General features: G+C 62.9%; 24 protein-coding genes. 7 read left to right on the plus strand and 17 right to left on the minus strand.

Features of this window, described 5'->3' with window-relative positions; translation table 11 throughout:
- The 12 genes from lpxA to OCK01_RS00855 all read right to left on the minus strand — a co-directional run bounded on the left by lpxA (nt 1) and on the right by OCK01_RS00855 (nt 12,198).
- Nucleotides 1–816 (minus strand): acyl-ACP--UDP-N-acetylglucosamine O-acyltransferase, encoded by an 816-nt coding sequence (gene lpxA / locus OCK01_RS00800; RefSeq protein ID WP_263822283.1) that lies wholly within the window; start codon nt 814–816, stop codon nt 1–3.
- Nucleotides 813–1,277, minus strand: coding sequence for a 3-hydroxyacyl-ACP dehydratase FabZ (gene fabZ / locus OCK01_RS00805; RefSeq protein ID WP_182826231.1), 465 nt, complete (start codon nt 1,275–1,277; stop codon nt 813–815). Before fabZ ends, lpxA begins: the two co-directional genes overlap by 4 nt.
- On the minus strand, nt 1,274–2,329 hold the full coding sequence (lpxD, locus tag OCK01_RS00810) for a UDP-3-O-(3-hydroxymyristoyl)glucosamine N-acyltransferase (RefSeq protein ID WP_263823136.1): 1,056 nt from the start codon (nt 2,327–2,329) through the stop codon (nt 1,274–1,276). The genes fabZ and lpxD overlap by 4 nt, the downstream gene beginning before the upstream one ends.
- A 57-nt stretch (nt 2,330–2,386) precedes the next feature.
- Nucleotides 2,387–4,723 (minus strand): outer membrane protein assembly factor BamA, encoded by a 2,337-nt coding sequence (gene bamA, locus OCK01_RS00815; RefSeq protein WP_263822284.1) that lies wholly within the window; start codon nt 4,721–4,723, stop codon nt 2,387–2,389.
- A gap of 189 nt (nt 4,724–4,912) precedes the next feature.
- Nucleotides 4,913–6,046, minus strand: a complete 1,134-nt coding sequence (gene rseP, locus OCK01_RS00820) for an RIP metalloprotease RseP (RefSeq protein ID WP_263822285.1) — start codon at nt 6,044–6,046, stop codon at nt 4,913–4,915.
- Between the two features lie 44 nt (nt 6,047–6,090).
- Nucleotides 6,091–6,921 carry a phosphatidate cytidylyltransferase gene (locus OCK01_RS00825; RefSeq protein ID WP_263822286.1) on the minus strand — a complete coding sequence of 277 codons (831 nt, stop codon included), beginning with the start codon at nt 6,919–6,921 and terminating at the stop codon, nt 6,091–6,093.
- On the minus strand, nt 6,918–7,655 hold the full coding sequence (locus tag OCK01_RS00830; RefSeq protein ID WP_182826228.1) for an isoprenyl transferase: 738 nt from the start codon (nt 7,653–7,655) through the stop codon (nt 6,918–6,920). The genes OCK01_RS00825 and OCK01_RS00830 overlap by 4 nt, the downstream gene beginning before the upstream one ends.
- A gap of 44 nt (nt 7,656–7,699) precedes the next feature.
- Nucleotides 7,700–8,260 (minus strand): ribosome recycling factor, encoded by a 561-nt coding sequence (gene frr, locus OCK01_RS00835; protein ID WP_263822287.1) that lies wholly within the window; start codon nt 8,258–8,260, stop codon nt 7,700–7,702.
- Between the two features lie 62 nt (nt 8,261–8,322).
- Nucleotides 8,323–9,045 (minus strand): UMP kinase, encoded by a 723-nt coding sequence (gene pyrH, locus OCK01_RS00840; RefSeq protein WP_182826226.1) that lies wholly within the window; start codon nt 9,043–9,045, stop codon nt 8,323–8,325.
- 211 nt (nt 9,046–9,256) lie between these two features.
- Nucleotides 9,257–10,183 carry a translation elongation factor Ts gene (gene tsf, locus OCK01_RS00845; RefSeq protein ID WP_182826225.1) on the minus strand — a complete coding sequence of 309 codons (927 nt, stop codon included), beginning with the start codon at nt 10,181–10,183 and terminating at the stop codon, nt 9,257–9,259.
- 235 nt (nt 10,184–10,418) lie between these two features.
- Nucleotides 10,419–11,177: a 30S ribosomal protein S2 gene (gene rpsB / locus OCK01_RS00850; RefSeq protein WP_182826224.1), complete on the minus strand. Its 759-nt coding sequence runs from the start codon at nt 11,175–11,177 to the stop codon at nt 10,419–10,421.
- Between the two features lie 190 nt (nt 11,178–11,367).
- On the minus strand, nt 11,368–12,198 hold the full coding sequence (locus OCK01_RS00855) for a cell envelope integrity EipB family protein (protein WP_263822288.1): 831 nt from the start codon (nt 12,196–12,198) through the stop codon (nt 11,368–11,370).
- A 117-nt stretch (nt 12,199–12,315) separates the two neighbouring features.
- Between OCK01_RS00855 and OCK01_RS00860 the strand changes: the two genes are divergently transcribed.
- The 5 genes from OCK01_RS00860 (at nt 12,316) to OCK01_RS00880 (ending at nt 15,651) form a co-directional block, all read left to right on the plus strand.
- Entirely contained in the window at nt 12,316–12,783 is a 468-nt protein-coding gene (locus OCK01_RS00860; protein WP_182826222.1) for a RidA family protein, read from the plus strand.
- Nucleotides 12,783–13,505, plus strand: coding sequence for a glycerophosphodiester phosphodiesterase (locus tag OCK01_RS00865; protein ID WP_263822289.1), 723 nt, complete (start codon nt 12,783–12,785; stop codon nt 13,503–13,505). Before OCK01_RS00860 ends, OCK01_RS00865 begins: the two co-directional genes overlap by 1 nt.
- Complete coding sequence (locus OCK01_RS00870) at nt 13,502–14,668, plus strand: GNAT family N-acetyltransferase (RefSeq protein WP_263822290.1); 1,167 nt, start codon at nt 13,502–13,504, stop codon at nt 14,666–14,668. Before OCK01_RS00865 ends, OCK01_RS00870 begins: the two co-directional genes overlap by 4 nt.
- A gap of 74 nt (nt 14,669–14,742) precedes the next feature.
- Entirely contained in the window at nt 14,743–15,183 is a 441-nt protein-coding gene (locus OCK01_RS00875) for an HIT family protein (RefSeq protein ID WP_182826220.1), read from the plus strand.
- 51 nt (nt 15,184–15,234) lie between these two features.
- On the plus strand, nt 15,235–15,651 hold the full coding sequence (locus OCK01_RS00880) for a hypothetical protein (protein ID WP_182826219.1): 417 nt from the start codon (nt 15,235–15,237) through the stop codon (nt 15,649–15,651).
- Between the two features lie 41 nt (nt 15,652–15,692).
- On the opposite strand, the gene OCK01_RS00885 is transcribed toward OCK01_RS00880, so the two are convergent.
- Complete coding sequence (locus tag OCK01_RS00885; RefSeq protein ID WP_263822291.1) at nt 15,693–16,832, minus strand: DUF2336 domain-containing protein; 1,140 nt, start codon at nt 16,830–16,832, stop codon at nt 15,693–15,695.
- A 112-nt stretch (nt 16,833–16,944) separates the two neighbouring features.
- Here OCK01_RS00885 and OCK01_RS00890 point away from each other — a divergent pair, with 112 nt between their 5' ends.
- The gene (locus tag OCK01_RS00890; protein ID WP_263822292.1) at nt 16,945–17,469 is read left to right on the plus strand and encodes a hypothetical protein; all 525 of its coding nucleotides are present in this window, start codon (nt 16,945–16,947) and stop codon (nt 17,467–17,469) included.
- Between the two features lie 3 nt (nt 17,470–17,472).
- Here OCK01_RS00890 and OCK01_RS00895 read toward each other — a convergent pair whose 3' ends face one another.
- Both OCK01_RS00895 and OCK01_RS00900 read right to left on the minus strand, forming a co-directional pair.
- Nucleotides 17,473–18,078: a flavin reductase family protein gene (locus OCK01_RS00895; RefSeq protein WP_263822293.1), complete on the minus strand. Its 606-nt coding sequence runs from the start codon at nt 18,076–18,078 to the stop codon at nt 17,473–17,475.
- Nucleotides 18,079–18,082: 4 nt separating this feature from the next.
- Nucleotides 18,083–18,658 carry a nitroreductase gene (locus OCK01_RS00900; protein ID WP_263822294.1) on the minus strand — a complete coding sequence of 192 codons (576 nt, stop codon included), beginning with the start codon at nt 18,656–18,658 and terminating at the stop codon, nt 18,083–18,085.
- A 92-nt stretch (nt 18,659–18,750) separates the two neighbouring features.
- Between OCK01_RS00900 and OCK01_RS00905 the strand changes: the two genes are divergently transcribed.
- On the plus strand, nt 18,751–19,749 hold the full coding sequence (locus OCK01_RS00905; RefSeq protein ID WP_263822295.1) for a hypothetical protein: 999 nt from the start codon (nt 18,751–18,753) through the stop codon (nt 19,747–19,749).
- 15 nt (nt 19,750–19,764) lie between these two features.
- On the opposite strand, the gene OCK01_RS00910 is transcribed toward OCK01_RS00905, so the two are convergent.
- A complete protein-coding gene (locus tag OCK01_RS00910; protein ID WP_263822296.1) occupies nt 19,765–20,592 on the minus strand; it encodes a lysophospholipid acyltransferase family protein in 828 nt (275 codons plus the stop codon).
- A gap of 118 nt (nt 20,593–20,710) precedes the next feature.
- Nucleotides 20,711–22,693 carry a threonine--tRNA ligase gene (thrS, locus tag OCK01_RS00915; RefSeq protein ID WP_263822297.1) on the minus strand — a complete coding sequence of 661 codons (1,983 nt, stop codon included), beginning with the start codon at nt 22,691–22,693 and terminating at the stop codon, nt 20,711–20,713.
- Between the last annotated feature and the right edge of the window lie 703 nt (nt 22,694–23,396).

A 23,396-nucleotide genomic window follows, 5' to 3' on the forward strand; every position in this document is an offset into this window, starting at 1 on the left:
TCAACCCTTGATGCGGTTCGGCGACGACAAAGCGCGATCCGAATCGGCGGCGATGAAATCGAGGATTTCGATCACTTCGGGGCAATCGAGATAATCGTCGCGAATGCGGGCGGCGGCAACGCGCACTGCTTCCTCGCTCTCGAAAATATCCTTGTAGGCACGGCGGACGCGATGGATCGTCTCGCGCGCGATGCCGGCCCGGCTCATGCCGACGATGTTCAGCCCGCTCAACACGCCCGGATTGCCGTTGATCATGCCGAAAGGAATCACGTCGTAGGCGACGCCCGTCAACCCGCCCACGAAGGCCTGACGGCCGATCCGGGTGAACTGGTGCACGGCGCAGCCACCCGACAGGATCACGCGATCCTCCACGCGGACATGGCCCGCCAGCATGACATTGTTCGACAGGATGATGTTGTCGCCCAGGCGGCAGTCATGCGCCACATGGCTGTTGGCGAGAAACAGGCAATTGTCGCCCACGGAGGTCACGCCGCCGCCGCCCACCGTGCCGGCGTTCATTGTCACGCCTTCGCGCATGGTGCAGTTGTCGCCGACGATGAGAACCGAGTCCTCACCGGCTTCGTGCAGGCTCTGCGACACGCCGCCGATCACCGCCATGGGATGGATGACGCATCCCTTGCCGATCGTGGTCTTGCCGGTGACCACGGCGTTGGAAAGCAGTCGAACCCCCTGGCCCAGCACGACCTGCGAACCGACCCGGCAGAACGGACCGATCTCGCAATCGTCGCCGATGACGGCGCCGTCCTCGACGATCGCCATCGAATGAATGCGGGCGGACGGGGAGATGCTTGTCATGCTTTATCCTTGGCCACCATCATGGCGCCGACATCGGCCTCGGCGACGAGCACGCCGTCGACCTTGGCGTCGCAGTGATACTTCCAGATGTTGCCGCGCTGCTTCTGCTTGACGACGTGGAACTCGACGCGGTCGCCGGGCACCACCGGCTTGCGGAAGCGGGCGTTGTCGATGGTCATGAAGTAGACCAGGTTGGCCTTGCCGCCGGTCTTCAGCGCGCAGATAGCGCCCGCCGTCTGCGCCATCGCCTCGATGAGCAGCACGCCGGGCATGATCGGCTGTTCCGGGAAATGCCCCTGGAACTGCGGCTCATTGAAAGTGACGTTCTTGACGCCGATCGCCGAGTCGTCGCCGTCGATGTCGATGATCTTGTCGACGAGCAGAAACGGATAACGATGCGGCAGGAGTTTCATGATCTCCAAAACATCGATCGATGTGAGAACTTTCGTCTCCTCGCTCATTTGCCGGAATCCCCCTTTTTGCCTGATCTGGAGCGCAGCAGGATCTCGCCCATGTCGCGCATGAAGTCCTTGTAGGGCCGCGCGGGCACGCCGCCGTAGATTTGCCCCGGCGGCACATCCGCCGCCACGCCGCTCATGGCGGCGATCTTGGCCCCGGCGCCGATTTCGATATGGCCGTTGACGCCCGTCTGGCCGCCGATCTGCACGCCGTCGCCGATGCGGGCGCTGCCGGCGATGCCGACCTGCGACACGATCGCCACATGACGCCCGATGCGAACATTGTGGCCGATCATCACGAGGTTGTCGATTTTGGAGCCTTCGCCGATCACCGTGTCGTCCATCGCGCCGCGATCGATGCAGGTGTTGGCGCCGATTTCTACATCGTCCTGGATGATCACCCGGCCGATCTGCACGATCTTGATCATGCCGGCCGGACCCGGCGCATAGCCGAAACCGTCCTGACCGATCCGCGCGCCGTTGTGGATAATCACCCGATTGCCGAGATAGGCGCACAGCACCGTCGCGCCGGATGCGATCGTGCAGTCGCGACCGATCTTGACCTCCGGCCCGACGACCGCGCCGGCCCCGATCCGGGTGCCCGACCCGATATGGGCGCCCGCGCCGACGACCGCCATCGGCTCGACGGTGACGCCGTCTTCGAGAACGGCGGTGGGATCGACGAAGGACGCCGGATGCACCCCCTCGCCCGCCGTTGTCGGCAATGGCCGGCTCGCCGCCGGATGCAGGAGATTACCCGCCTTGGCGAAGGCAGTCTGCGCATGCGCCGTGGTCAGCACCGCGATATGCGCCGGAATGATCGATGCCAGCGCCTCGTCGCAGATGATGGCCGTCGCCTGGCAGGTTTCCAGTTCGGCCTTGTTCTTGCGGGAAAGGATATAGCAGAGGTCGCCCTGCCTGGCGCGATGTACCGGCGCCACGCCGGTCACGGTCAACGCGCCCGACTCGCTGTCGGCCAAGCGCAAATTGAGGGCAGCGGCCAGATCATCCAGCCGCACGCCCCCATGTGGCGGAAAAAATTCCGAATGGGTCATCATACACCATGCGGCCCCGCCCGGCGCGAACACCGGGCGCGGCCGACCGTCAAGACATTAGAACGAACTGGAGATGCCGAACTTCAGGCGCTGCTGCTCGTCGAAATCTTCCTTCATGAAGGGGATCGCATAATCGACGCGCAACGGGCCGAAAGGCGACGCCCAGATCAAGCTGGCGCCAGCCGACGCGCGCAGAGCGAAGGCGCTGCCCTGGGCGTCGCTGTTCTTCACCTTCACGTCGTTGCCCCAGAGCGAACCGGCATCCATGAAGAAGCCGCCGCGGAAACCGGAGTCCTGCGGAACGCCGGGCAGCGGGAACGTAACTTCCGCCGAAGCGGTGAAATACGTGGTGCCGCCGAGCGGATCGTCGTTCTTGTAGGCGCGCGGACCAAGTCCCTGGCTCGCAAAGCCGCGGATGTCGCCCGAACCCAGCATGAACTGGTCGAAGACGTGCAGGTTGCCGCCGTTGAGCGAGGTCACATGACCCGCCGTGCCGGCCACCGACCCGATCAGATCCATCTCGTCGGACAGCGTATAGTAGTTACGCGCCTTGGCGCTGATCTTGTGGAAATAGGAGTCGCCGCCCAGACCGGCCACTTCGTTGGTGAGCGACGCGAACACGCCTTCACGCGGCAGGACGGTCGAGTCGAGCGTGTTGAAGGTGATCGTATTGGCGACCGAGGACGTCACCCAGGGGCTGCCGTTCACGATCCGCTGATACGGCCTCGACAGATCGTCGATATCCTCGTCGTCAGCCTCGTACCGCATCTCACGATAGGTGTACTTGAACTGGCTGCTGATGTCGTTGGTGATCGGCGCGGCCACGCGCAGGGAGAAGCCCTGTTCGCCGTAGCTGTAATTGTCGTAATAGTCGTTTTCGGTCTTGAACAGGTCGAAGCCGGCCGCAAGGCGATAACCGAGGAAGTAAGGCTCGGTGAACGACAGCGAGTAATTGCGCGTCGAGGCGCCGCCGCCGGCAGCCACGCGGATATACTGGCCGCGGCCGAGGAAGTTCTTTTCTTCCACAGAAGCTTCCACGATGAAACCGCCGTCGTAACCGGTCGCGTAACCGCCGCCGATGCCGAAGGAGCCGGTGGACTGATCCACGACGTCGACGATGATGACGACGCGGTCGGGGGCAGAGCCCTGCTGAGTCGTGATGTTCACCGACTGGAAATAGCCCAGGCGCTCGAGACGGCGCTTGGCTTCGGCGATTTCCTGCTGATTGAAGGCGTCGCCTTCCGACAGGTCGAATTCGCGACGAACGACGTAATCGCGGGTGTTGGTGTTGCCGCGGATTTCGATGCGCTCGACATAGGCGCGCTCGCCCTGGTCGACGAGGTAATCGACCGAGATCGTCTTGCTGACCGTATCGCGATTGCCGCGCGGGGTCACGCGGGCGAAGGGATAACCGGCCGCCGCGACGCGCTCGGAGATCTTGCTGATCGAGTCCTGCACGTCCTTGGCGCGATAGGTCTTGCCTTCGGCGCTTTCGGTCAGTCCGCGAAGGTCTTCGGCGTTCACGCCGTCGACTGTGCTTTCGACATTGATGGGACCGAAGTTGTAGCGCTCGCCTTCATCAACGTCGAAGGTGATGGTGTATTTGTTGGTCGCCGGATCGAGCACCGCATTCGAGGAAATGACGCGGAAGTCGGCGAAACCATGATTGTAATAGAACTGCCGCAGCGCCTCTTCGTCGGCGCGCAGCTTGTCCTCGTTGTAGATGTCCTTGCGGGTCAGGAAGGACAGGATGCCCGATTCCTTGGTCAGGATGACCGAGCGCAGGCGGCCGGCGCCGTAATGCGTGTTGCCGGTGAAGTTGATGTCGGCGATCTTGGTGCGGTCGCCTTCGTTGATCACGAAGGCGAGGTTCACGCGACCCTGGCCCACCGGCGCGGTCTGCGTGGTCACTTCGACGTCCGAACGGCCGATATCGGCATAAGCCTTCTTGATGGCCTGAATGTCGGCTTCGATCGAGGCCTGGCTATACGGGCCGAGGGCGCGGGAGCGCACCATGCCGGACAGCTTGTCGTCCTTGATCTTGCGATTGCCGTTGAACACGACCTGGTTCAGCAGCTGGTTTTCATTGACCGTCACCACCAGCGAGCCGCCGGAAACGCTGATGCGAACGTCGGAGAAGAAACCGGTCGCATAGAGCTTCTTGATCGACGCATCGATGTCGGCATTGGTGAAATTCTTGCCGGGAGCGATCGTCAGCGCCGCGCGAACCGCATCGGGCCCGGTGCGGTCAGCGCCGCGTACGACAACGTTGCGAATAACTGCGGCTTCGGCGGAAGTAGGCGCGACGAACACCATAGTTCCGGTAGAAGTCAAAACACTGGCTGTTATAGCCAGGACAGAAACCGCGTTCCGAAATCTCGAACTACCATTCATTGTAACGTCTTACCTTTTTCCGCTTCACAGCAGCAGCAACGACGACCTTAGTCCTCGTCTGCCGTTTTAACCGCTTTTCCCTTACAAGCAAGGGAGACAGTTAAATTCTGTTTACTTCATTTCGATGCGTGGCTGTTTCGCCACGGACAGTCGAAGTTATGGTAAACAAATTCCTGCCGAATTCCCCACTCAACCGATCAGAGACGTGATGTCGTTCCAGGTGGCGAAGACCATCAAGGACAAAACCAGCGCCATTCCGATACGGAAGGCCACGCCCTGCGCAGCCTCCCCCAAGGGCTTTCCGCGCAAGGCCTCAATCGCATAGAACAATAAGTGGCCGCCATCAAGTACCGGAACCGGCATCAAATTCAGCAATCCAATCGAAACGGACAGAACCGCTGCGAGATGCAGCAAGGCCACCACCCCGAGCGTCGCGACCTGACCCGAGGTTTGCGCCACACGGATCGGCCCGCCCAGTTGGTCCGCCGACATCCGTCCCGTCACGAGGTTGGACAGGTAGTCGAACGTGCCGGTGACGATTCCCCAGGTCTCCCGCACGCCTTCCTTCACCGCGCCGAGCGGCGAATAGGTGACGGTGCGCATGTTCCCGGCGTCTCGGGTCGTCAGGACGCCGATGACGCCGATTTCCATCTTGTTGCCGAAACCATCGGTGATCTCGGTCAATTTCGGCGTGACCGTCAGGGGTATTTCCTGGCCGTCGCGCCGGATCGTCAGAGAAATCGGCAAACCGGGACGCACGCTGACATAGCGACGGACGTCGTCGAAGGTTTCCACCGTCTCGCCATCCATTTTCAGCAGAATGTCGCCGGTGACGACGCCGCCTTCGGCGGCGGCGCTTCCGGGTTTCACTTCGCTGACCACGGGATCTGCGACATATTTGCCGAAGGCCATGAAAATCCCGGCCAGAATGACGATCGCCAGGATGAAGTTGGCGATCGGACCGGCCGCCACGGTGGCCGCGCGCTTCCAAAGGGCGGCGCCGAGGAACGTCTTGTCGCGTTCCGATTCGGGCAGAGCGCCGACACCGTCGAAATCGGGTGAGCTCGCCGCATCCGCATCGCCATAGAAACGCACATATCCCCCCAGGGGAATCGCCGAAATCTTCCAGCGTGTGCCATGCCTGTCGGTGAAGCCGACGAGTTCGGGGCCGAAGCCGAAGGAAAAGGCGAGGATGCGGATGCCGCTCCAGCGCCCGACGAGATAGTGACCCATCTCATGCACGAAGACGATCAGCGAGATCACGACGAGAAAGGGGATAACATATCCGAACAGCGTCGAGAAGAAATCGGCGATCACGATCATTGGGCTTGCGCCTCCTTACAGCGGGTTGCGCATACTTAAGACGTTCAGGGGCCGGTCACAAGCTTGCCGGCGTCGGCGATCCAGCCGCCATTCGCCGCCGACAGCGCCAGCCCGCCGACAAAGGCGAGGAAGCAGGCCGCGACCAGGCCGTCGGCCCGATCCATCACCCCGCCGTGACCCGGAATCAGTCGGCTCGAATCCTTGACGCCGGACCGTCGCTTGACCCAGGATTCGAACAGGTCGCCGCTCTGCGACGCCGCCGACAGCAGGAGAATGACGGGAATCAGCCAGAAGCTCACATCCTCCCCGACCCCGAGAATCACGCCGTAACCCGCGATCACCGCGCAGACGGCGCCGCCGATGGCGCCGGACCAGGTCTTGCCGGGCGAAATGGCGGGAGCGAGCTTCGGACCGCCGATGGCCCGGCCGATGAAATAGGCGAAGATGTCCGTCGCCCAGACGATGGCGATCAGGAACAGCATGGTGATCAGGCCGTCTCGATCGGCGCCGCGCAGCGCAGCCAGGGACACGGCCGAGAGACCTGCATAGAGCACGCCGCCGGGAAGCCACCAGCTGGAGCGACGCAACGCCGCGAGCGCCAAGGCGGTCAGGCTGAAGCCCAAGAGCAGCACCAGCGCCGTTTCGATCGACCGGAACGCCGTTTCGAAAGCGATCAGCACTGTGGCCGCCCAGCCGAAGACATAGCCGAATCGGCTTTTCGCCAGACCCGTCATCGTCGACCATTCGTAGAAGATCAGCACCCCGGTCAGCGCCGACAGCAAGCGGAAAGGTAGACCGCCCTGCCAGGTCGCCACGAGCACGATCGGCGCGAGCACGATCGCGGAGAGAATGCGCAGTCTCAGTTCCCGGGTCATCCCGTCACCGCAGCGGCGCCGAGGCCGCCATAGCGACGCTCACGGCCGGCATAGACGGCCAGCGCCCGGTAAAACACCTCGCGGGTGAAATCCGGCCAGTATTCCGGCACGAACAGCAATTCGGCATAGGCCGCCTGCCAGAGCAGGAAATTGGAAAGCCTCTCCTCGCCGGACGTGCGGATGACGAGATCCGGATCCGGTATGCCCTGCGTGTCGAGTTGGCCATCCAGCGCCACCGCGTCGATCTGCTCCGGGCGCAACGCTCCCGCCGCCACCTGTTCGGCGAGCTTTCGGGCCGCGCGGGCGATCTCGTCGCGCGCGCCGTAGTTGAAGGCGATCACCAGCGTCAGGCCGGTATTAGCCCTGGTGGTTTCCTCGGCCTCGATCAACAGCGGCAGGATGTCGCCGCGCAGATTGTCCCGCGCGCCGATCACCCGAATTCGCACGTTCTGCCCATGCAGCTCGGCGAGATCGCGACGAATGAAGGCCTTCAGGAGCCCCATCAATTCGTTGACCTCGGTTTCCGGCCGCGTCCAGTTCTCCGAGGAGAAGGCGAACAGGGTCAGGTAACGCACCCCGGTGTCGCCGGCGACCCGGACGGCTTCGCGCACGGCTTCGACGCCCTTGCGATGGCCCATGGCGCGCGGAAGTCCGCGGCTCTGAGCCCAGCGGCCATTGCCATCCATGATGATGGCGACATGCCTGGGTATCTTCACCGTTTCCAGTTTATTCATTAAAATAAGCTCGCCGTTCGATGCCGCCCATCATGCCCGTCAGTCTAGACCTGCATGATTTCCTTTTCCTTGTCCTGAAGCAAGCGGTCGATTTCCGAAATGGTGTCGTCGGTCATCTTCTGGACCTTATCGGAATTGGACCGGCTGTCATCCTGTCCCATGTCGCCGTCCTTTTCGGCCTTTTTAAGGGCGTCCATGCCGTCGCGACGAACGTGGCGGGCCGCAACCTTGGCCTTTTCGGCGTAATCATGCGCGACCTTGACGAGCGACTTGCGGCGCTCTTCGTTGAGCTCCGGAAGCGGGATGCGCATGTTCTGGCCTTCGATGATCGGGTTGAGGCCGAGATTCGATTCGCGGATCGCGACTTCCACGGCCTTGACCATCGATTTGTCCCAGATCGACACCGCCAGCATGCGCGGCTCCGGCACGGTGATGTTGGCGACCTGGTTCAGCGGCATGCGCGAACCATAGGCTTCCACCTGCACGGGATCGAGAATATTGGCCGAGGCGCGACCGGTGCGCAGCGAGGCGATATCGCTCTTGAACGCCGCCACGGCGCCTTCCATGCGGCGCTTCAACTCCTTGAGATCGAATTTCAAGCTCATAACCAGCTCCCGTTTTCACAAATTCGGCCCGCCGCCCCCGGCGAGCAGCCATCCAGTTGATTTTAGGCGTCCTTGACGATCGTGCGGCGTCCGCCGCCGGTCAGGATGCGCGAGAATTCACCATCTTCGTGGATCGAGAAGACGATGATCGGAATGTGGTTCTCCCGCGCCAGCGCGACGGCGGCGACATCCATGACCGCCAGGCCTTTTTCGAGCACTTCGGAATGGGTCAACTCGTCGAAACGCGTGGCGTGCGGATCCTTCTTGGGATCGGCGGAATAGATGCCGTCGACCTGCGTGCCCTTGAAGATTGCCTCGGCGCCCATCTCGGCGGCGCGCAACGCCGCGGCCGAATCGGTGGTGAAGAAGGGATTGCCGGTGCCGCCGGCGAAGATCACCACGCGGCCGAGCGACAGGTGATAGAGCGTGGCGCGCTGCGAGAAGCTCTCGCAGATCTCCGGCATGGCGATGGCCGAGAGCACGACCGTGTCGATGTCGAGCTTGCGCAGCGAGGTGGCGAGCGCCAGCGCGTTGATGACGGTGGCCAGCATGCCCATGTGATCGCCGGTGACGCGATCGCCGCCCTTGGAGGCCACGGCGACGCCGCGGAAGATGTTGCCGCCGCCCACCACGACGCCGACCTCGACGCCGAGCTTGCGGGCCTCGAAAATGTCATTGGCGATGCGGTCCGCGACCGCCACGTCGATGCCGAAGCCCTGGCTTCCCATCAGCGCTTCGCCTGAGGCTTTCAAAAGCACCCGTTTGTAGATTGGAGTGGACGTCATATCGTCTCCCGAACATCTGGTTTTTCACGCGACGGGCCGGCATCGCTCTTCGAAAGCGGGGACCGCCGCGGGCGGGACCTAGGCGCGGCCCCGCGTCGACGACTCCGATCGGAATCATCCTGTGGCCTTGCCCGATACACGAAGGGCATCGCGTTGTCACGCAATGCCCTTCGGTTTCGTTTCGACCTTTTGAATAAAGGTTCGCTAATTCTTACTTCTTGGCGACGGCGGCGACTTCGGCCGCGAAGTCGGTCTCTTCCTTCTCGACGCCTTCGCCGAGCAGGAGGCGGACCATGCCGGTCACTTCGATTTCGGCGCCGGCGAGCTTTTCAGCGTCCTTGACGGCCTGGCCGACGGTGATGTCCGGGTTGATCACGAAAGCCTGCGACAGCAGCGCGACTTCTTCGAAGAACTTGCGCATGCGGCCGTCGACCATCTTTTCGATGATGGCGTCCGGCTTGCCGGATTCGCGGGCCTGCTCGATGAACACGTTGCGTTCGCGCTCGGCGACGGCGGCGTCCACTTCTTCGGCGCGGATGGCGAGCGGGTTGGTGGCGGCGATATGCATCGCGACCTGACGACCGATCGAGTTCAGAACTTCCTTGTCGCCGACAGACTTCAGCGCCACGAGAACGCCGAGCTTGCCGATGCCGTCACCGGCCGCGTTGTGGATATAGGTGGCGACCACGCCGTCTTCGACCTGCAGGAGAGCCGAACGACGAAGCGTCATGTTTTCGCCGATGGTGGCGATCGCGTCCTTGATCGAATCTTCGACCGACTTGCCGGTGGCGGGATAGGTCGCCTTGGAGACGGCTTCGACAGTGCCGTCCGTGGTCAGCGCCACGGCTGCGACGCCGCGGACCAGTTCCTGAAACGCTTCGTTGCGGGCGACGAAATCGGTTTCGGAGTTCAGCTCGACGGCCACGGCCTTCGCGCCGTTGGAGGCGATGCCGATCAGGCCTTCCGCAGCGGTGCGGCCGGACTTCTTGTCGGCCTTGGCGATGCCCTTGGCGCGCAGCCAGTCGATGGCGGCTTCCATGTCGCCGCCGGTTTCGGCGAGGGCCTTTTTGCAATCCATCATGCCCGCGCCGCTCTTTTCGCGCAGGGTCTTGACCATTTCAGCCGTAATAGCAGTCATTTCAAACCTCTTTCATGTCGGCGAGCCGCGCCGTGCTTCCAGATGAATTCAGCGGGCCGCGCTTTGCGGACGGAGTTTAGCCAGACGCGTGACACGCATGTGACAGGCCCTGTCGAGCTCGGTCATGGTCGTCGAACGCAGTCCTGGATATCAGAAAGGCAAAGGCCTCGGGCGGGGACCGCCGGGACCTTTGCCCTGAAGTCTCTGGGCAGGCCTGAGCCTGCCCATGTCGATATTAGGCGTCGGCCAGAGCCGGCTCTGCGATCGGCTCGGCGACGGCGCCGAGGTCCTGACCGGAAGCAGCGTGCTGACGGGACAGGCCGTCGAGAGCCGCGCGGGCGAACAGGTCGCAATACAGAGCGATGGCGCGCGAGGCGTCGTCGTTGCCGGGGATCGGATAGTCGATCAGGTCCGGATCGCAATTGGAGTCGATGATGGCGACGACCGGGATGCCCAGGCGCTTGGCTTCATCGATGGCGATCTTTTCCTTGTTGGTGTCGATCACGACCATCAGGTCCGGCGTGCCGCCCATATTGCGGATGCCGCCGAGGGCCTTTTCGAGCTTTTCGCGTTCGCGCTCCAGGTTCAGGCGTTCCTTCTTGGAATAGCCCGAGCCGTTGGAGGCGAGGATTTCGTCGACCTTGCGCAGGCGCTGGATCGAGTTGGAAATCGTCTTCCAGTTGGTCATCATGCCGCCGAGCCAGCGGGAGTTGACGTAATACTGGGCCGAACGCTTGGCGGCGTCGGCGATCATGTCGGACGCCTGGCGCTTGGTGCCGACGAACAGCACGCGGCCGCCGTTGGCGGCGGTGTCGCTGATGACCTTCAGCGCCTGATGCAGCATCGGCACGGACTGTGCGAGATCGATGATGTGGATGCCGCCGCGATCGCCGAAGATGTACTTCTTCATCTTCGGGTTCCAGCGATGGGTCTGGTGACCAAAATGAACGCCTGCTTCCAGCAGCTGGCGCATGGAATAATCGGGCAATGCCATGCCTCTGACTCCTTTTCCGGTTGAACCTCCGTGAAGCTTGAAGCAGGTTGCCCCGCCACCGGGTGGACCGGACCGGATTTCTCCCGGACAGGCCCGACTTCACGTGTGGAATGGGCGCGCCTTAAACCGAAACGCCCGCGAATGCAAGCGACGACGCCGAGATTTCGACGTTCAGCGCTCGAAACACCGTCTATTTGCTCTTGCAGCCCTCGCCCGGCAGCATGTCCAGCTTCACCAGGCTGCCCTTCAGCACGAAGTCGCCATAGTCCATGGTCAGGTCTCGGGAAACGCCGTTGGGGAAAAGCTTGAAGGACATGCGGTAGTTCGGCAGCGCATCCGTCATCTTGCCGTCCTCGAAATAGGCGATGGTGACCGGCCATGCCTTCTCGTCCTTGAGCGCCCCGATCGCCTTGAGGTCTTTGGCGTCCGTGTCGGTGGCCACAGGCGCGCCGACAACCGTGGAGGTCACCAGCGTCTTGTCGCCGTCATCGGACCCGTCGAAGATCCGCGCTTCGTAGAAGTGCTGGCCCTTTGCCGCGATGTTCAGAACGTCCAGCGTATGCTGGGTGGGGAAGCGGGCTTTGGCGAGATCGACCTGTTTCTCTTCCGGCGAGGTAATGTCCACCGCGATGCCCTCAGGTTTGCGCTCGGCGAAGCCGTTCACTTCCTTCTCGAGCCGGTCCTCGTTGTAGGTGCGCGATTCGAACTCGAATCGACCGGATTTCGGATCCTCGAAGGTCGAGCTCTGCTGGTCGGTGGTCTTCTTCTCGCCGCCCGATTCGAGCTGGGTCACGAAGCGGAAATTCACCCGCCAGCCTTCGCAGGCCGAACCGGTGAATTCATACACCATGCGGCCGAACATGTTGGAAATGCCGGATCTTTCCGACGCCTCCGCGAGTTCGAGATTATAGACGGCGCGATGCGGCACGAGGCCGGCCGGCGTCTGCGCCAGCGCCGGCGTCAGGCTGGAGGCCGACAGAACCGAGAGGATCGCCGCTGAAAATACACGCCGCGAAATCATGCAAATCTCCTGTTGCGCCGCATCCGATTGCGATTAAGTAAGAGCCGTCAGCTTCACAGGAAATAGACGATCCGACCGGATCGGCAAACAAAAATCATTTGAAAGGCGAGGACGACCATGGCGAACGCGATCGACGCGAAACTCGAAGAACTCGGCGTGACCCTGCCGCAGGCGGCGGCCCCGGCGGCCAATTACGTGCCCTTCGTCCAGAGCGGCGACCAGCTGTTCATCTCGGGTCAGCTGCCGCTCGTGGACGGCAAGCTCTCCCATACCGGCCAGCTCGGCGCCGGCGTCATGGTCTCCGAGGCCCAGGAGGCGGCGAAGAACTGCGCCGTCAACATTCTGGCCCAGGCCAAGGCCGCGCTCGGCGGCGATCTGAGCCGGATCACCCGCGTCGTGCGTATAACCTGCATGGTCTCTTCCGCGCCCGATTTTTATGAGCATCATCTCGTCGCCAACGGCGCGTCGAATTTCCTCGCCGACGTCCTGGGCGACGCCGGCAAGCATGCCCGCGCCGCCTATGGCGTGGCGGCGCTGCCGCTCAATGCGGCGGTGGAAATCGACGCCATCCTGGAAGTGAGATAATGGCCGACGCCTCGTTCATCATTCGCCGCCCCATCGCCCATCGTGGACTGCATGACGGCAACAAGGCGGTGTGGGAAAACACGCTGTCGGCATTCGAGGCGGCGATCGCGGGCGGCTACGCCATCGAATGCGACCTGCAATACGCCTCCGACGCCGAGCCCGTCGTCTTTCACGACGACGACATGGAACGGCTCTGCAACATCAAGGGCGATGTGCGCGAAAAGACCTCTGGCGAGCTCGGCCTGATCTCGATCGGCGGCACCGGGGACAAGGTGCCGTCGCTCAAGGCGCTTTTGCGCTTGGTCAAGGGCCGTGCGCCGCTGGTGCTGGAGCTCAAGGGCCGCGAAGGCGACGACGAAGGCTTCGCTTCCGCGGTGCTGGAAACGCTCGAAGGCTATCAGGGCGAGGTCGCGCTGATGAGCTTCGACGTGTGGCTGCTCGAAGAGCTGAAGGCGCTCGAAAGCCCCTACCCGGTCGGCCTCACCGCCGAGGGCGTGAAGGAGAGCGAGTTCGAGATCCATAGGAAGGCGATGGCCTACGGCCTCGACTTCATTTCCTACAATGTCATGCATCTGCCGAACGCTTTCGTCAGCGAACAGAAACAGCGCGGCGTGCCGGTGATCTCCTGGACGGTGCGGACGCCTGAACTCAAGGCGCATTCGGACGCCCATGTCGACCAGATCACTTTCGAAGGCTTTTCGCCGGAAACGCAGGCGGCATGAAGACCCGGCTGGTTCAGAGTTTTGGGGACATCGACCCGGAAGCCTGGGGCCAGCTCACCGGCGCCCGCCGCGGCGGGCCCGACTACAATCCCTTCGCCTCCTACGCTTTTCTATCGGCAGTCGAAGAGTCGGGATCGGCGGTGGCGAAAACCGGCTGGATGGGCCGGCATCTGCTGCTGGAGGACGAGGGCCGGCTGGTCGGCGCCGTCGCCGGCTATCTCAAGAGCCATAGCCAGGGCGAATATGTCTTCGACCATGGCTGGGCGCAGGCCTTCGAACGCGCCGGCGGCCGTTATTATCCCAAACTCCAGATCGCCGCACCCTTCACACCCGCCACGGGCCCGCGGCTGTTGACGGCCGACGGCGAAGATCGGCCCGCCTTGATGCGACGCCTCGCCGCCGCCATCCAGGAAGAGACGGACGAACTCGGCTTGTCCTCCGCGCATGCGACCTTCCTGCCGGACGAGGAGTGGCGGCTTCTGGAGGCGCAAGGCTTCCTGCACCGCACCGATCAGCAGTTCCATTTCCAAAATGCCGGCTACGCGAACCACGACCAGTTTCTCGAAACGCTCGCCTCCCGCAAGCGCAAGGCGCTGAAGAAAGAACGGCGCGCGGCGCTGGAAAACGGCATTTCCATCGACTGGCTCACCGGCAAGGATCTGACCGAAGACATTTGGGACCAGTTCTACGACTTCTACATGGACACCGGCAGCCGCAAATGGGGCCGCCCTTACCTCACTCGCAGCTTCTATTCGCTGATCGGCGAGCGAATGGCCGACGACATCCTGCTGGTGATGGCCAAACGCGAAGGCCGCTATGTGGCGGGCGCAATCAACTTCATCGGGTCCGACGCGCTGTTTGGCCGCCATTGGGGCTGTATCGAGGATCATCCCTTCCTGCATTTCGAGGTCTGCTATCATCAGGCCATCGATTTCGCGCTCGATCGAGGCTTGGAGCGGGTGGAAGCCGGCGCGCAAGGCGAGCATAAACTGGCGCGCGGTTATCTGCCGGTCACCACCCATTCGGCGCATTATATCGCCCATCCCGGCCTGAGGCGGGCGGTCGACGACTATCTTCGCCAGGAACGCGCCGAGGTCGAGGCGATCGGCTCTTATTTGACGGAACACAGCCCGTTCCGAAAAAGCGGCGCCGAAGAAGAGTGAATTGCCGCCTTCAGCGGCTTGAAAACAAATCGTTTCGGGCGCAAATTTCTCCCTACAGACTGAGGAGAACGCGCATGCCCGGAACCATTCCCTACGATCCCGAAAACATTTTCTCGAAGATCCTCAAGGGTCAGATTCCGTGCCACGCCATCTATGAGGACGAGCACACGCTGGCTTTCATGGACATCATGCCCCAGGCCGAAGGCCATGCGCTGGTCATCCCGAAAACGCCGTCGCGCAATCTGCTCGACGCCGACCCGACCACCTTCATGTGGCTGATGCCGACGGTGCAGAAGATCGCCCGCGCCGCCAAGAAGGCGTTTCACGCCGACGGCGTCAAGATCGTCCAATACAACGAGGAAGCCGCAGGCCAGACCGTGTTCCACCTGCATTTCCATATCATCCCGATCAAGGACGGCGTGGCCTTGAAGCCGCATGGCGGCAAGATGGAAGACGGCGGCAAGCTCGCCCACAATGCCGAGATGATCCGGGAAGCGCTGAAATTCATTTCATGAAAACACCATGATTGAATGCGAGCCGGATGACGGGGGCGGAAAGGAACTGTCATGAAGGCCGCATTCATCGTGATGAGCATTCTGGGCTGCGACGATTCCGGCGTCCACTGCACGCCGGTCGCGTCGGTGTCGCAGGAATGGCAAAGCATCGCCGCCTGCGACGCGGCGTCGGAAAGCGTCCTCAAACGGTATCAGAACGTCAAGAAGCCCATGGTCGCGGCCATCTGCCAGACGGCGGATACGGGCGACGACATCGAGCCGTCCTCCGACATCTCGGAAAGCACGGTCTCGCAGCCGCCGGCGCCGCCGCCCGCCCACAAGGACGATCACGAGGGGCTGATGACGCGGGCCAAGGCGCTGTTCGGCCGTGCCGTGCCGAGCCGTGCGGCGCTGCAGAAATCGGTGGAAGCGCCGGTGCATTTCGTCGGCGACACCTATTCCTGGGTCGCGCGAAAGATCTCACCGTAACGCCGAAAGCATCGGCAATTCCCACACTGTGCCTTGGATGCTCAAGCCGCCTCGACCGCGAGGAATGACGCGTAAGCGCGAGCCGACTGACGCTGTTCGACGAATTGCAGCCGTTCGACCATGTCGATGAGCTGGCTCGATAATTCTCCGATCGCCTTGCGGCTGCGGAACCGATCCACCAGCCTCAGGGCGATCGCGCCGAAACCCTGGGCATGAGGATCGATCGCCTGACGGCGCCATTCCAGCGTCGCCTCGACGAACACTTCCGACATTTCCCGAGCGATGCCCGCCGCCTCGTAGAGAGCGCGGATCGCGTGCCAGCGCCCATCGGCGAGAATCGAGCGGACGCGTTTTTCCTGTAGGCTGGAGAGATGCGAGATCGCGGCAGCGAAGAAATCGATCTTGCCGAGGCAGAGCGCCTGCATGAGGAAGGCGGGCGTCAGGAATTCCTGTTCCGCCAGATGGTCGATCAGGCTGTCCATGTCGGCGACGTCGGCTGCGCCGGCCAGCGCGACGGTCGCCTCTTCGCAGGCTTCGCGCAACAACCGCTCGGAGCGGCGCGCGCCGAGAATATTGCGCACCAGATCGCTGTCGCCGAGCGCCTCCGACAGGCTGAGCGCCAGTCGATGGCGGGCGTCGAGCGGCAGTTCCTCGCGCTCCAGCAGCATCTCGCGCAGGATGGCGTTGCCGGCATGCCGTTCGGCGATGCGCCGCAGGCTGTGGCGCGTGACGATTGCGCCGGGATTGGCGAGCATGATCTCGATCTCCGCCTCGTCGCCGATCTCGGCGATCGCCGCGCAGACCGGTTGCGTCAAGACATAGCGCGAGGCGATCAAAGCGCGGGTGACGCCATCGCCGCGGGCGGCGAGGTCGACGAGGTCGACATCGGACAGGATCGGCGACCGGCCGATGACTTCCGCGGCGATTTCCGGCTGGTCCAGGCAGAGGGAGAGCACGAGGGCTCGCGGCGCCTGCTCCGCCCCGCCCAGCGCCTGGGCGAGCGCCAGACGAACTTTCGGCGAGGAATCGTCGAGCAGCCAGGTCATGGCCAGGAGAGCCGCCTGACGCTCATGCGCATCCATGACGGAGTGAAGATAGGCTCGGCCGAGCGCATTGGCCGCCTTGGCGCGTTCGGACGCTTTCGCCTTTTCCGCCCAACGGATAAAAGTCTCTATGATCACGCCCGACTCCCAGACTCGCGCCCTGTACTGAATTGAGCCTATCCGGCAAAAGTTTAAGATTGGTTCACCATGTTTGGAGAGGGTCGGTTAACTCTATGAGACGAGCGGCGAAATGAACGAAGACTCCATTTCCGCGACGGCTCTGGCGACGCTTCGCTGGTTTCAGTCGGATCGGCCGCCATTGACATTGGCGGTCGTCAACGGCGAGTCGGACCGTCTCGCCTCCGACCTTCAATCGGCCCTTGGCGCGCGCAGCGACGGGCTTCTCATCCGATGCTGCACCGGCTTGGCGGGCCTTGAAAGAGCGGATACGGCTTTGCGGGTCGCAGAAGCGCGGATGGGGATCGCCGACGGCGCCACGCCCGTGGTCGCCAGCATGGCCGACACCGCGCGCGCCGTGCTCGCGTTGCAGAAACCTCCGATCGCCTCGCCGCGCCTCGTCGGCTTCACCTGGGACCGCGCCGGCCTGCGAACCAGCCTCGGCTGCGCCGACCCTTCGCCGCTTCTCGACCAGGCGCGATTGCAATTGTTGTTCGCGGCGGCGGCGGCCGGAATGCCGGCGTTCGAATGGCGCACAGGCGCGAGCGGCAATGCCGACGAAGCCCGTTCGCTCGGCTTTGCGGGGCATGTCGGGTAAGCGTCAACCGACCTTGGGTCGGGCAAGCTCGAACAGCGGGCCGGCTTCGGCGTAATCCATATAGCCGAGCCGCGTCACCGGACGCGCCAGGGCCACGTCGAAACGGCCATTCTGGATGACGGAGTCGTCGATGCGGATGCCGACTACCTGGCCGAGCACCATATGCGCATCCGCCTCCCGGCCGTCGAGACCGACGGGGCGGATGATCTGGGTGACGCGGCATTCGAGCACGGCTTTCGCTTCCGCCACATAGGGCGCATCGACCATTTCGCCCTCGGCGGCAGTCAGGCCGGCGAGGTCGAATTCGTCGACCCCGTAGGGTACGGCGGCGGAGGACGCGTTCATCGCCGCCATCAGGTCGGCGCTGACATAGTTTACGGTGAAGACGCCGGTCTCGGCGGCGTTGCGGGCCGAGTGCTTGTAGCCCGACGACGAGAACATCACGATCTTCGGGCTGTCGCTGACGATGTTGAAGAAGGAGTAAGGGCCGAGATTGCGGCCGCCATCGGCGCCGCGCGTGCCGATCCAGCCGATCGGCCGCGGCGCGACGATCGCCTTGAACGGATCATGCGGCAGGCCGTGGTCGCGCGTATCGGCCTTGTAGAACATCCGTCTATTCCGCCCAGTTGACGATGTCGGACAGCTCCGGCCGCGGCCGGTCGACGACGGGAAAATCGGTCGAGCCGATATGGATGAAGCCCGCCACCTTCTCGCCCGGCTGAACGCCGAGGATCGGGAAGGCGCGCTCGTCGAAGGCCATCCACTCCGACAGCCAGTTCGAGACATAGCCATGCGCATTGGCCGCCATCAGCAGGTTGAGGCAGACGGCGCCGGCCGACATCACCTGTTCCCATTCCGGGATTTTCGCATGCGGCGCGGCGCGGGAGACGACGGCGATCACCACGGGAGCGCGGGTGAAGCGTGTCTCCTCGACCTTGACCATCTCTTCGGAGAGATCCGGCTGGTCGCCCTTGCGGATGGCGGAGAGTTCGAGCGAGATCCGCTCGCGCACCGGGCCGGAATAGACGATGAAGCGCCAGGGGGCGAGCTTGCCATGGTCGGGAACCCGGCTCGCCAGCGTCAACATGGCGTCGACCTCTTCCTTGGAGGGACCCGGCTCGCGCATCTGGAAAGCGGGAATGGAACGGCGGGTGCGGAGATAATCGATCAGCGTGATATCGGTCTTCATATTGCCTCTATTCCGACGGAGATGTCGGACTTGAAATCCTGTCCAGCTTGCGGGAGAAGTGATCCGCCGCGAACGGAGAGTCAAGCTCGGAAATGAAGACCGCCATCATCGCCTCATTCGCGCCAGCGGCCCTCGCCCTCATGGTCGCCGGCTTCGCCGCGCCGGCCGCAGCGCAGGACACCGACCCTTTCACCGTCATCGAACCGAGCCGTCGGCCGGATGAAGCCAAGCCCGGCGCAGAGATGACGCCGCCGGCCGAAACACCCGCAGTCAACGCGTTTTCGCCACTGTCCCCGAGCGGTGACGCGCTGTTGTCCACCGGCAAGCCCGTGCATTTTGAGGCCCGACTGACCGACGGAGGCAAGCCGATGAAATACGGCCTGTCCTGGCGGGTCTTCCGCCCCATCGCCGGTCCCGACGGCAAGCTGCCGCTGCTGGCCAGCGCCGAGGGCGGCTCGGCCGATCTCGAACTCGAGCCGGGCGAATATTTCGTGCATGTCGCCTTCGGCCGCGCCGGCGCCACCAAGAAGCTGGTCGTGCCCGCCAAAGGCGATGTCGCCGCGCAGACGCTGGTGCTCGACGCCGGCGGCGTGGTGTTGAACGCGGTGTCGGGCTCCGACAACCGCATTCCGGTCAGCGAATTGAAATTCAACATCTATGCGTCCGAGGTTCGCGAGGATGGCGAGCGCGGCTTGATCATGAGCGACGTCAAGCCCGGCGAGATCGTGCGGCTGAACGCCGGCACCTATCACATCGTCTCCAATTACGGCGACATCAACGCCACGATCCGCGCCGATATCCAGATCCGAGCCGGGCAATTGACCAAGGCGACGCTGCAGCACAAGGCGGCCAAGATCGCGCTCAAGCTGGTGTCGCAGGAGGGCGGCGAGGCGATCGCCGACACGGCCTGGTCGATCCTGTCGGGCTCGGGCGACTCGGTCAGCGAGAGCGTCGGCGCCTTTCCGGTGGTGATCCTGGCCGAAGGCAAATACACCGCCGTGGCGCGCCACAAGGACAAGATCTACCAGCGCGACTTCACCGTCGCGCCGGGCAAGAACCAGGATGTCGAAGTGCTGCTGGACGGCGGCTGATCCGTCGGTCCAGTCTTACGCAGTTTTCACCGCGCGCGCGTCCAGCGAAAACACCGACTCGTAAATATATTGCAGGATCGCCTTGCGGTCGGGAATGCGCGACAGCTCGTCCCAGGGCACGATCTGGCCGATATTCGAATAGATCGTCTCGCCCGACAACTGGCAGAATTCGCGGATCAGCAGCGACAGGCGCAACGTCAGCGAAAAGCGGCTGACGAGATGGAACAGCCAGCCGTTCTGTCCCTCGAAATAGATCGGCAGCACGCTGGCCTTGGCCGACTGGATGAGCTTGGCCGGGAACATCTTCCACGGCAGATCCTCGGCCTGGCCGAACCCCTTGGGCGCGGTGGCGACGCCGCCGGCCGGGAAGATCACGATGGTGACGCCGTCCTTCAACAGCCGGAGGGCCTCGTTGCGGGTGGCCATGTTGATGGCCAGCGCTTCCTTGGTCTCTTCGAAAGACACCGGCAGCGCATAGGGCTTCATTTCCGGGATCTTCAACAACTGGTCGTTGATCAGCACCTTGAAGGGACGGCCGAGCTGCTCGGCCAGCGCCAGCACGGCGATGCCGTCGGCGATGCCGTAAGGATGATTGGCGATCATCACGACCGGGCCTTCGGGCAGATCCTTCGGCGGCCAGTTGCCCTTGACCGAAAGGTCGATCTTGATCAGTTCGAGCATCCTGGAAAACACCCGATCGGACTTGCCCACCACTTCGGAGCGCCAGATCTTGTACATTTCGACATATCTGTCGCGGCCGGAAAGGTTCTCGACGGTGCGGATCACCATGCGCTTGAGAAGCGGGTCGCTCTCATTGGCGTAAGACAGTTCTCTGAATTTCACGGGGCGTTTCCAGTATTATCGTCGACAGTTCTTACACCCATAAGAACCTATGGTGACATAATGACGACAGGCGTGGATTTTGTCCACGCCTGTCGGAACTTTTGTCTCGCTTGCGCGTTTAAAGCGCCTTGCGACGCTTGAGATCCGGCGGCGTCGCCTCGTCGACGAGCGCGGCGATGGCTTCCTCCAGCGCCATCGGCGTCTGATTCTGCGAGCCGAGCCGACGCATATTGACCGTCTGCTCCTCCGCTTCGCGCTTGCCGCAGACCAGAATCACCGGAACCTTGGTCACCGAGTGCTCACGGACCTTGTAGTTGATCTTCTCGTTGCGCAGATCCGCCTCGACCGACAGGCCGGCGTGACGCAAACGCTCCACCACCTTCATGGCGTAGTCGTCGGCTTCCGAGGTGATGGTGGCGACCACCACCTGCTGCGGGGCAAACCACAGCGGCATATGACCGGCATAGTTTTCGATGAGAATGCCGAGGAAGCGCTCCATCGAGCCGCAGATGGCGCGATGGATCATCACCGGCTGGGTCTTTTCCGAATTGCTGTCGATATAGAAGGCGCCGAAGCGTTCGGGCAGGTTGAAGTCGACCTGGGTCGTGCCGCACTGCCATTCGCGGCCGATGGCGTCCTTCAGCGTGTATTCGAATTTCGGACCATAGAAGGCGCCCTCGCCCGGCAGGATGCCGGTCTTGATGCGGCCGCCGGACTGTTCCTCGATGGTCTTCAGCACGTCCATCATCACGCTTTCGGCGCGATCCCATAGCGCATCCTCGCCGACGCGCTTGTCCGGGCGGGTGGAGAGCTTGACCACGATCTCGTCGAAGCCGAAATCCTGATAGACCGAGAGGATGAGATCGTTGATGCGCAGGCATTCCGCCGCCATCTGCTCGTCGGTGCAGAAGACATGGGCGTCGTCCTGGGTGAAGCCGCGCACGCGCATCAGCCCGTGCAGCGCGCCCGAGGCTTCATAGCGATGCACGAGGCCGAATTCGGCCAGGCGCACCGGCATGTCGCGATAGGACTTCAGGCCATGCTTGAAGATCTGGATATGGCCGGGGCAGTTCATCGGCTTGAGCGCGAAAACCTTCTGGTCGGCTTCCTCGTCGTCGGGATGGGTGAAGGCATGGGCGGATTTCACCGCGAACATGTTCTCCTGATACCAGCCCCAATGGCCGGATGTTTCCCAGAGCGATTTGTCGAGCACCTGCGGCGCGTTGACCTCCTGATAGGTTCCGGCGAGACGGCGGCGCATATAGGCGGTCAGGGTCTGGAACATGCGCCAGCCCTTGCCATGCCAGAACACCACGCCCGGGCCTTCTTCCTGGAAATGGTAGAGATCCATTTCGCGGCCGAGCTTGCGATGGTCGCGCTTTTCGGCCTCGGCGAGCTTGTGCAGATAGGCGTCGAGCTCGGCCTGTTCGGCCCAGGCGGTGCCATAGATGCGGGTCAGCATGGGATTGTTGCTGTCGCCGCGCCAATAGGCGCCGGCCACCTTCATCAGCTTGAAGGCCGTGCCGATCTGACCGGTGGAAGCCATATGAGGCCCACGGCAGAGATCGAACCAGTCGCCCTGGTGGTAGATCTTGAGATCCTGTCCCTCGGGGATGGCGTCGACCAGCTCGACCTTGAACGTCTCGCCCTTATCGGCAAAGACCTGCTTGGCGCGGTCGCGCGACCAGACTTCCTTGGTGAAGGCTTTGTTGCGGCCGATGATTTCCTTCATCTTCTTCTCGATGACCGGCAGGTCGTCGGGGGTGAAGGGCGCGTCGCGATAGAAATCGTAATAGAAGCCGTTTTCGATCACCGGGCCGATGGTGACCTGAGTGCCCGGCCAGAGTTCCTGCACGGCTTCGGCCATCACATGGGCCGCGTCATGGCGGATCAGCTCGAGGGCGGCGGGATCGGTGCGGGTGACGATCTCGATCCGGCCGTCGACGACGGGGTCGGAGAGATCGCGCAGCGCGCCGTCGATCTTGATGGCGACGGCCTTCTTGGCCAGCGATTTCGAAATGCTCTCGGCGACGTCGCGTCCGGTTGCGGAGGCGTCATAAGAGCGGACGGAGCCATCGGGGAAAGTCAGGGAAACGGACATATGCTTTTCCTTTATCCAGTCCCGCCAACGAATGCGGGTGGTGAGGCCGGAAGATCCGGCAGTTGACGCGCGCGGTATAGAGCGATTTGGGCGGTTTTGGAAGGGTGGGCGGCGGGCCTCCCGGCCGTTGATCGGGACCGGGCGCGCCAAAACCCTCCGCCGCGTCTCATCGCCCGGAGTTAAGCCTCATTCTCTCGCTTCGCCCATGCGGGCTCGGCCGGGGCGCGAAGAACGCCTCGTTAAGTTAGTTTAGTATGACGCTCGTCGCGCCCCGGATTCGGCGGTTTGTGCCTCGAACTTGACGATCTGATCCGCATGCGCAGAAGCCATGCGGGATGTGCGCCTCTGAGGCGCGCCGTAATCTAGACGCCCTTGCGGGCGAGAATACCGAGGGAACGCATACACAGTCTCACCCTCGGCCTTTCTGGGATCGTCGTTTCTCGAAGCCCCGGAGAAAGAAGGTTCACGTCGTCCCCCTTGCCCCAGCGCCGGCCCCACCTCGCCGCGACGCCTCGCGGTGTAGCCGATGATGGGACGAGACGAGGATAAGAGGCGTGGGATGGTGGGGGATGAGGCAAGGGAAGATTCTTCTGAAAATTTGGCGTGAAGGCGCGTCGAAAACACACTATTATGAACTCGTCCAAAGCGCATCATCCGCCTTGATGGCGGCAACCGTCGCTCTTGCGCGTTCATAAGTGTCTGT

This window comes from Rhizobium sp. TRM95796 (assembly GCF_025779995.1).
Lineage (GTDB): Bacteria > Pseudomonadota > Alphaproteobacteria > Rhizobiales > Rhizobiaceae > Rhizobium_E.

Bases quoted from the DNA above. Each gene is read 5' to 3' on its own strand.
- lpxA (WP_263822283.1), bottom strand. From the start codon at position 816: ATGACAAGCATCTCCCCGTCCGCCCGCATTCATTCGATGGCGATCGTC.
- fabZ (WP_182826231.1), bottom strand. From the start codon at position 1,277: ATGAGCGAGGAGACGAAAGTTCTCACATCGATCGATGTTTTGGAGATC.
- lpxD (WP_263823136.1), bottom strand. From the start codon at position 2,329: ATGACCCATTCGGAATTTTTTCCGCCACATGGGGGCGTGCGGCTGGAT.
- bamA (WP_263822284.1), bottom strand. From the start codon at position 4,723: ATGAATGGTAGTTCGAGATTTCGGAACGCGGTTTCTGTCCTGGCTATA.
- rseP (WP_263822285.1), bottom strand. From the start codon at position 6,046: ATGATCGTGATCGCCGATTTCTTCTCGACGCTGTTCGGATATGTTATC.
- OCK01_RS00825 (WP_263822286.1), bottom strand. From the start codon at position 6,921: ATGACCCGGGAACTGAGACTGCGCATTCTCTCCGCGATCGTGCTCGCG.
- OCK01_RS00830 (WP_182826228.1), bottom strand. From the start codon at position 7,655: ATGAATAAACTGGAAACGGTGAAGATACCCAGGCATGTCGCCATCATC.
- frr (WP_263822287.1), bottom strand. From the start codon at position 8,260: ATGAGCTTGAAATTCGATCTCAAGGAGTTGAAGCGCCGCATGGAAGGC.
- pyrH (WP_182826226.1), bottom strand. From the start codon at position 9,045: ATGACGTCCACTCCAATCTACAAACGGGTGCTTTTGAAAGCCTCAGGC.
- tsf (WP_182826225.1), bottom strand. From the start codon at position 10,183: ATGACTGCTATTACGGCTGAAATGGTCAAGACCCTGCGCGAAAAGAGC.
- rpsB (WP_182826224.1), bottom strand. From the start codon at position 11,177: ATGGCATTGCCCGATTATTCCATGCGCCAGCTGCTGGAAGCAGGCGTT.
- OCK01_RS00855 (WP_263822288.1), bottom strand. From the start codon at position 12,198: ATGATTTCGCGGCGTGTATTTTCAGCGGCGATCCTCTCGGTTCTGTCG.
- OCK01_RS00860 (WP_182826222.1), top strand. From the start codon at position 12,316: ATGGCGAACGCGATCGACGCGAAACTCGAAGAACTCGGCGTGACCCTG.
- OCK01_RS00865 (WP_263822289.1), top strand. From the start codon at position 12,783: ATGGCCGACGCCTCGTTCATCATTCGCCGCCCCATCGCCCATCGTGGA.
- OCK01_RS00870 (WP_263822290.1), top strand. From the start codon at position 13,502: ATGAAGACCCGGCTGGTTCAGAGTTTTGGGGACATCGACCCGGAAGCC.
- OCK01_RS00875 (WP_182826220.1), top strand. From the start codon at position 14,743: ATGCCCGGAACCATTCCCTACGATCCCGAAAACATTTTCTCGAAGATC.
- OCK01_RS00880 (WP_182826219.1), top strand. From the start codon at position 15,235: ATGAAGGCCGCATTCATCGTGATGAGCATTCTGGGCTGCGACGATTCC.
- OCK01_RS00890 (WP_263822292.1), top strand. From the start codon at position 16,945: ATGAACGAAGACTCCATTTCCGCGACGGCTCTGGCGACGCTTCGCTGG.
- OCK01_RS00895 (WP_263822293.1), bottom strand. From the start codon at position 18,078: ATGTTCTACAAGGCCGATACGCGCGACCACGGCCTGCCGCATGATCCG.
- OCK01_RS00900 (WP_263822294.1), bottom strand. From the start codon at position 18,658: ATGAAGACCGATATCACGCTGATCGATTATCTCCGCACCCGCCGTTCC.
- OCK01_RS00905 (WP_263822295.1), top strand. From the start codon at position 18,751: ATGAAGACCGCCATCATCGCCTCATTCGCGCCAGCGGCCCTCGCCCTC.
- thrS (WP_263822297.1), bottom strand. From the start codon at position 22,693: ATGTCCGTTTCCCTGACTTTCCCCGATGGCTCCGTCCGCTCTTATGAC.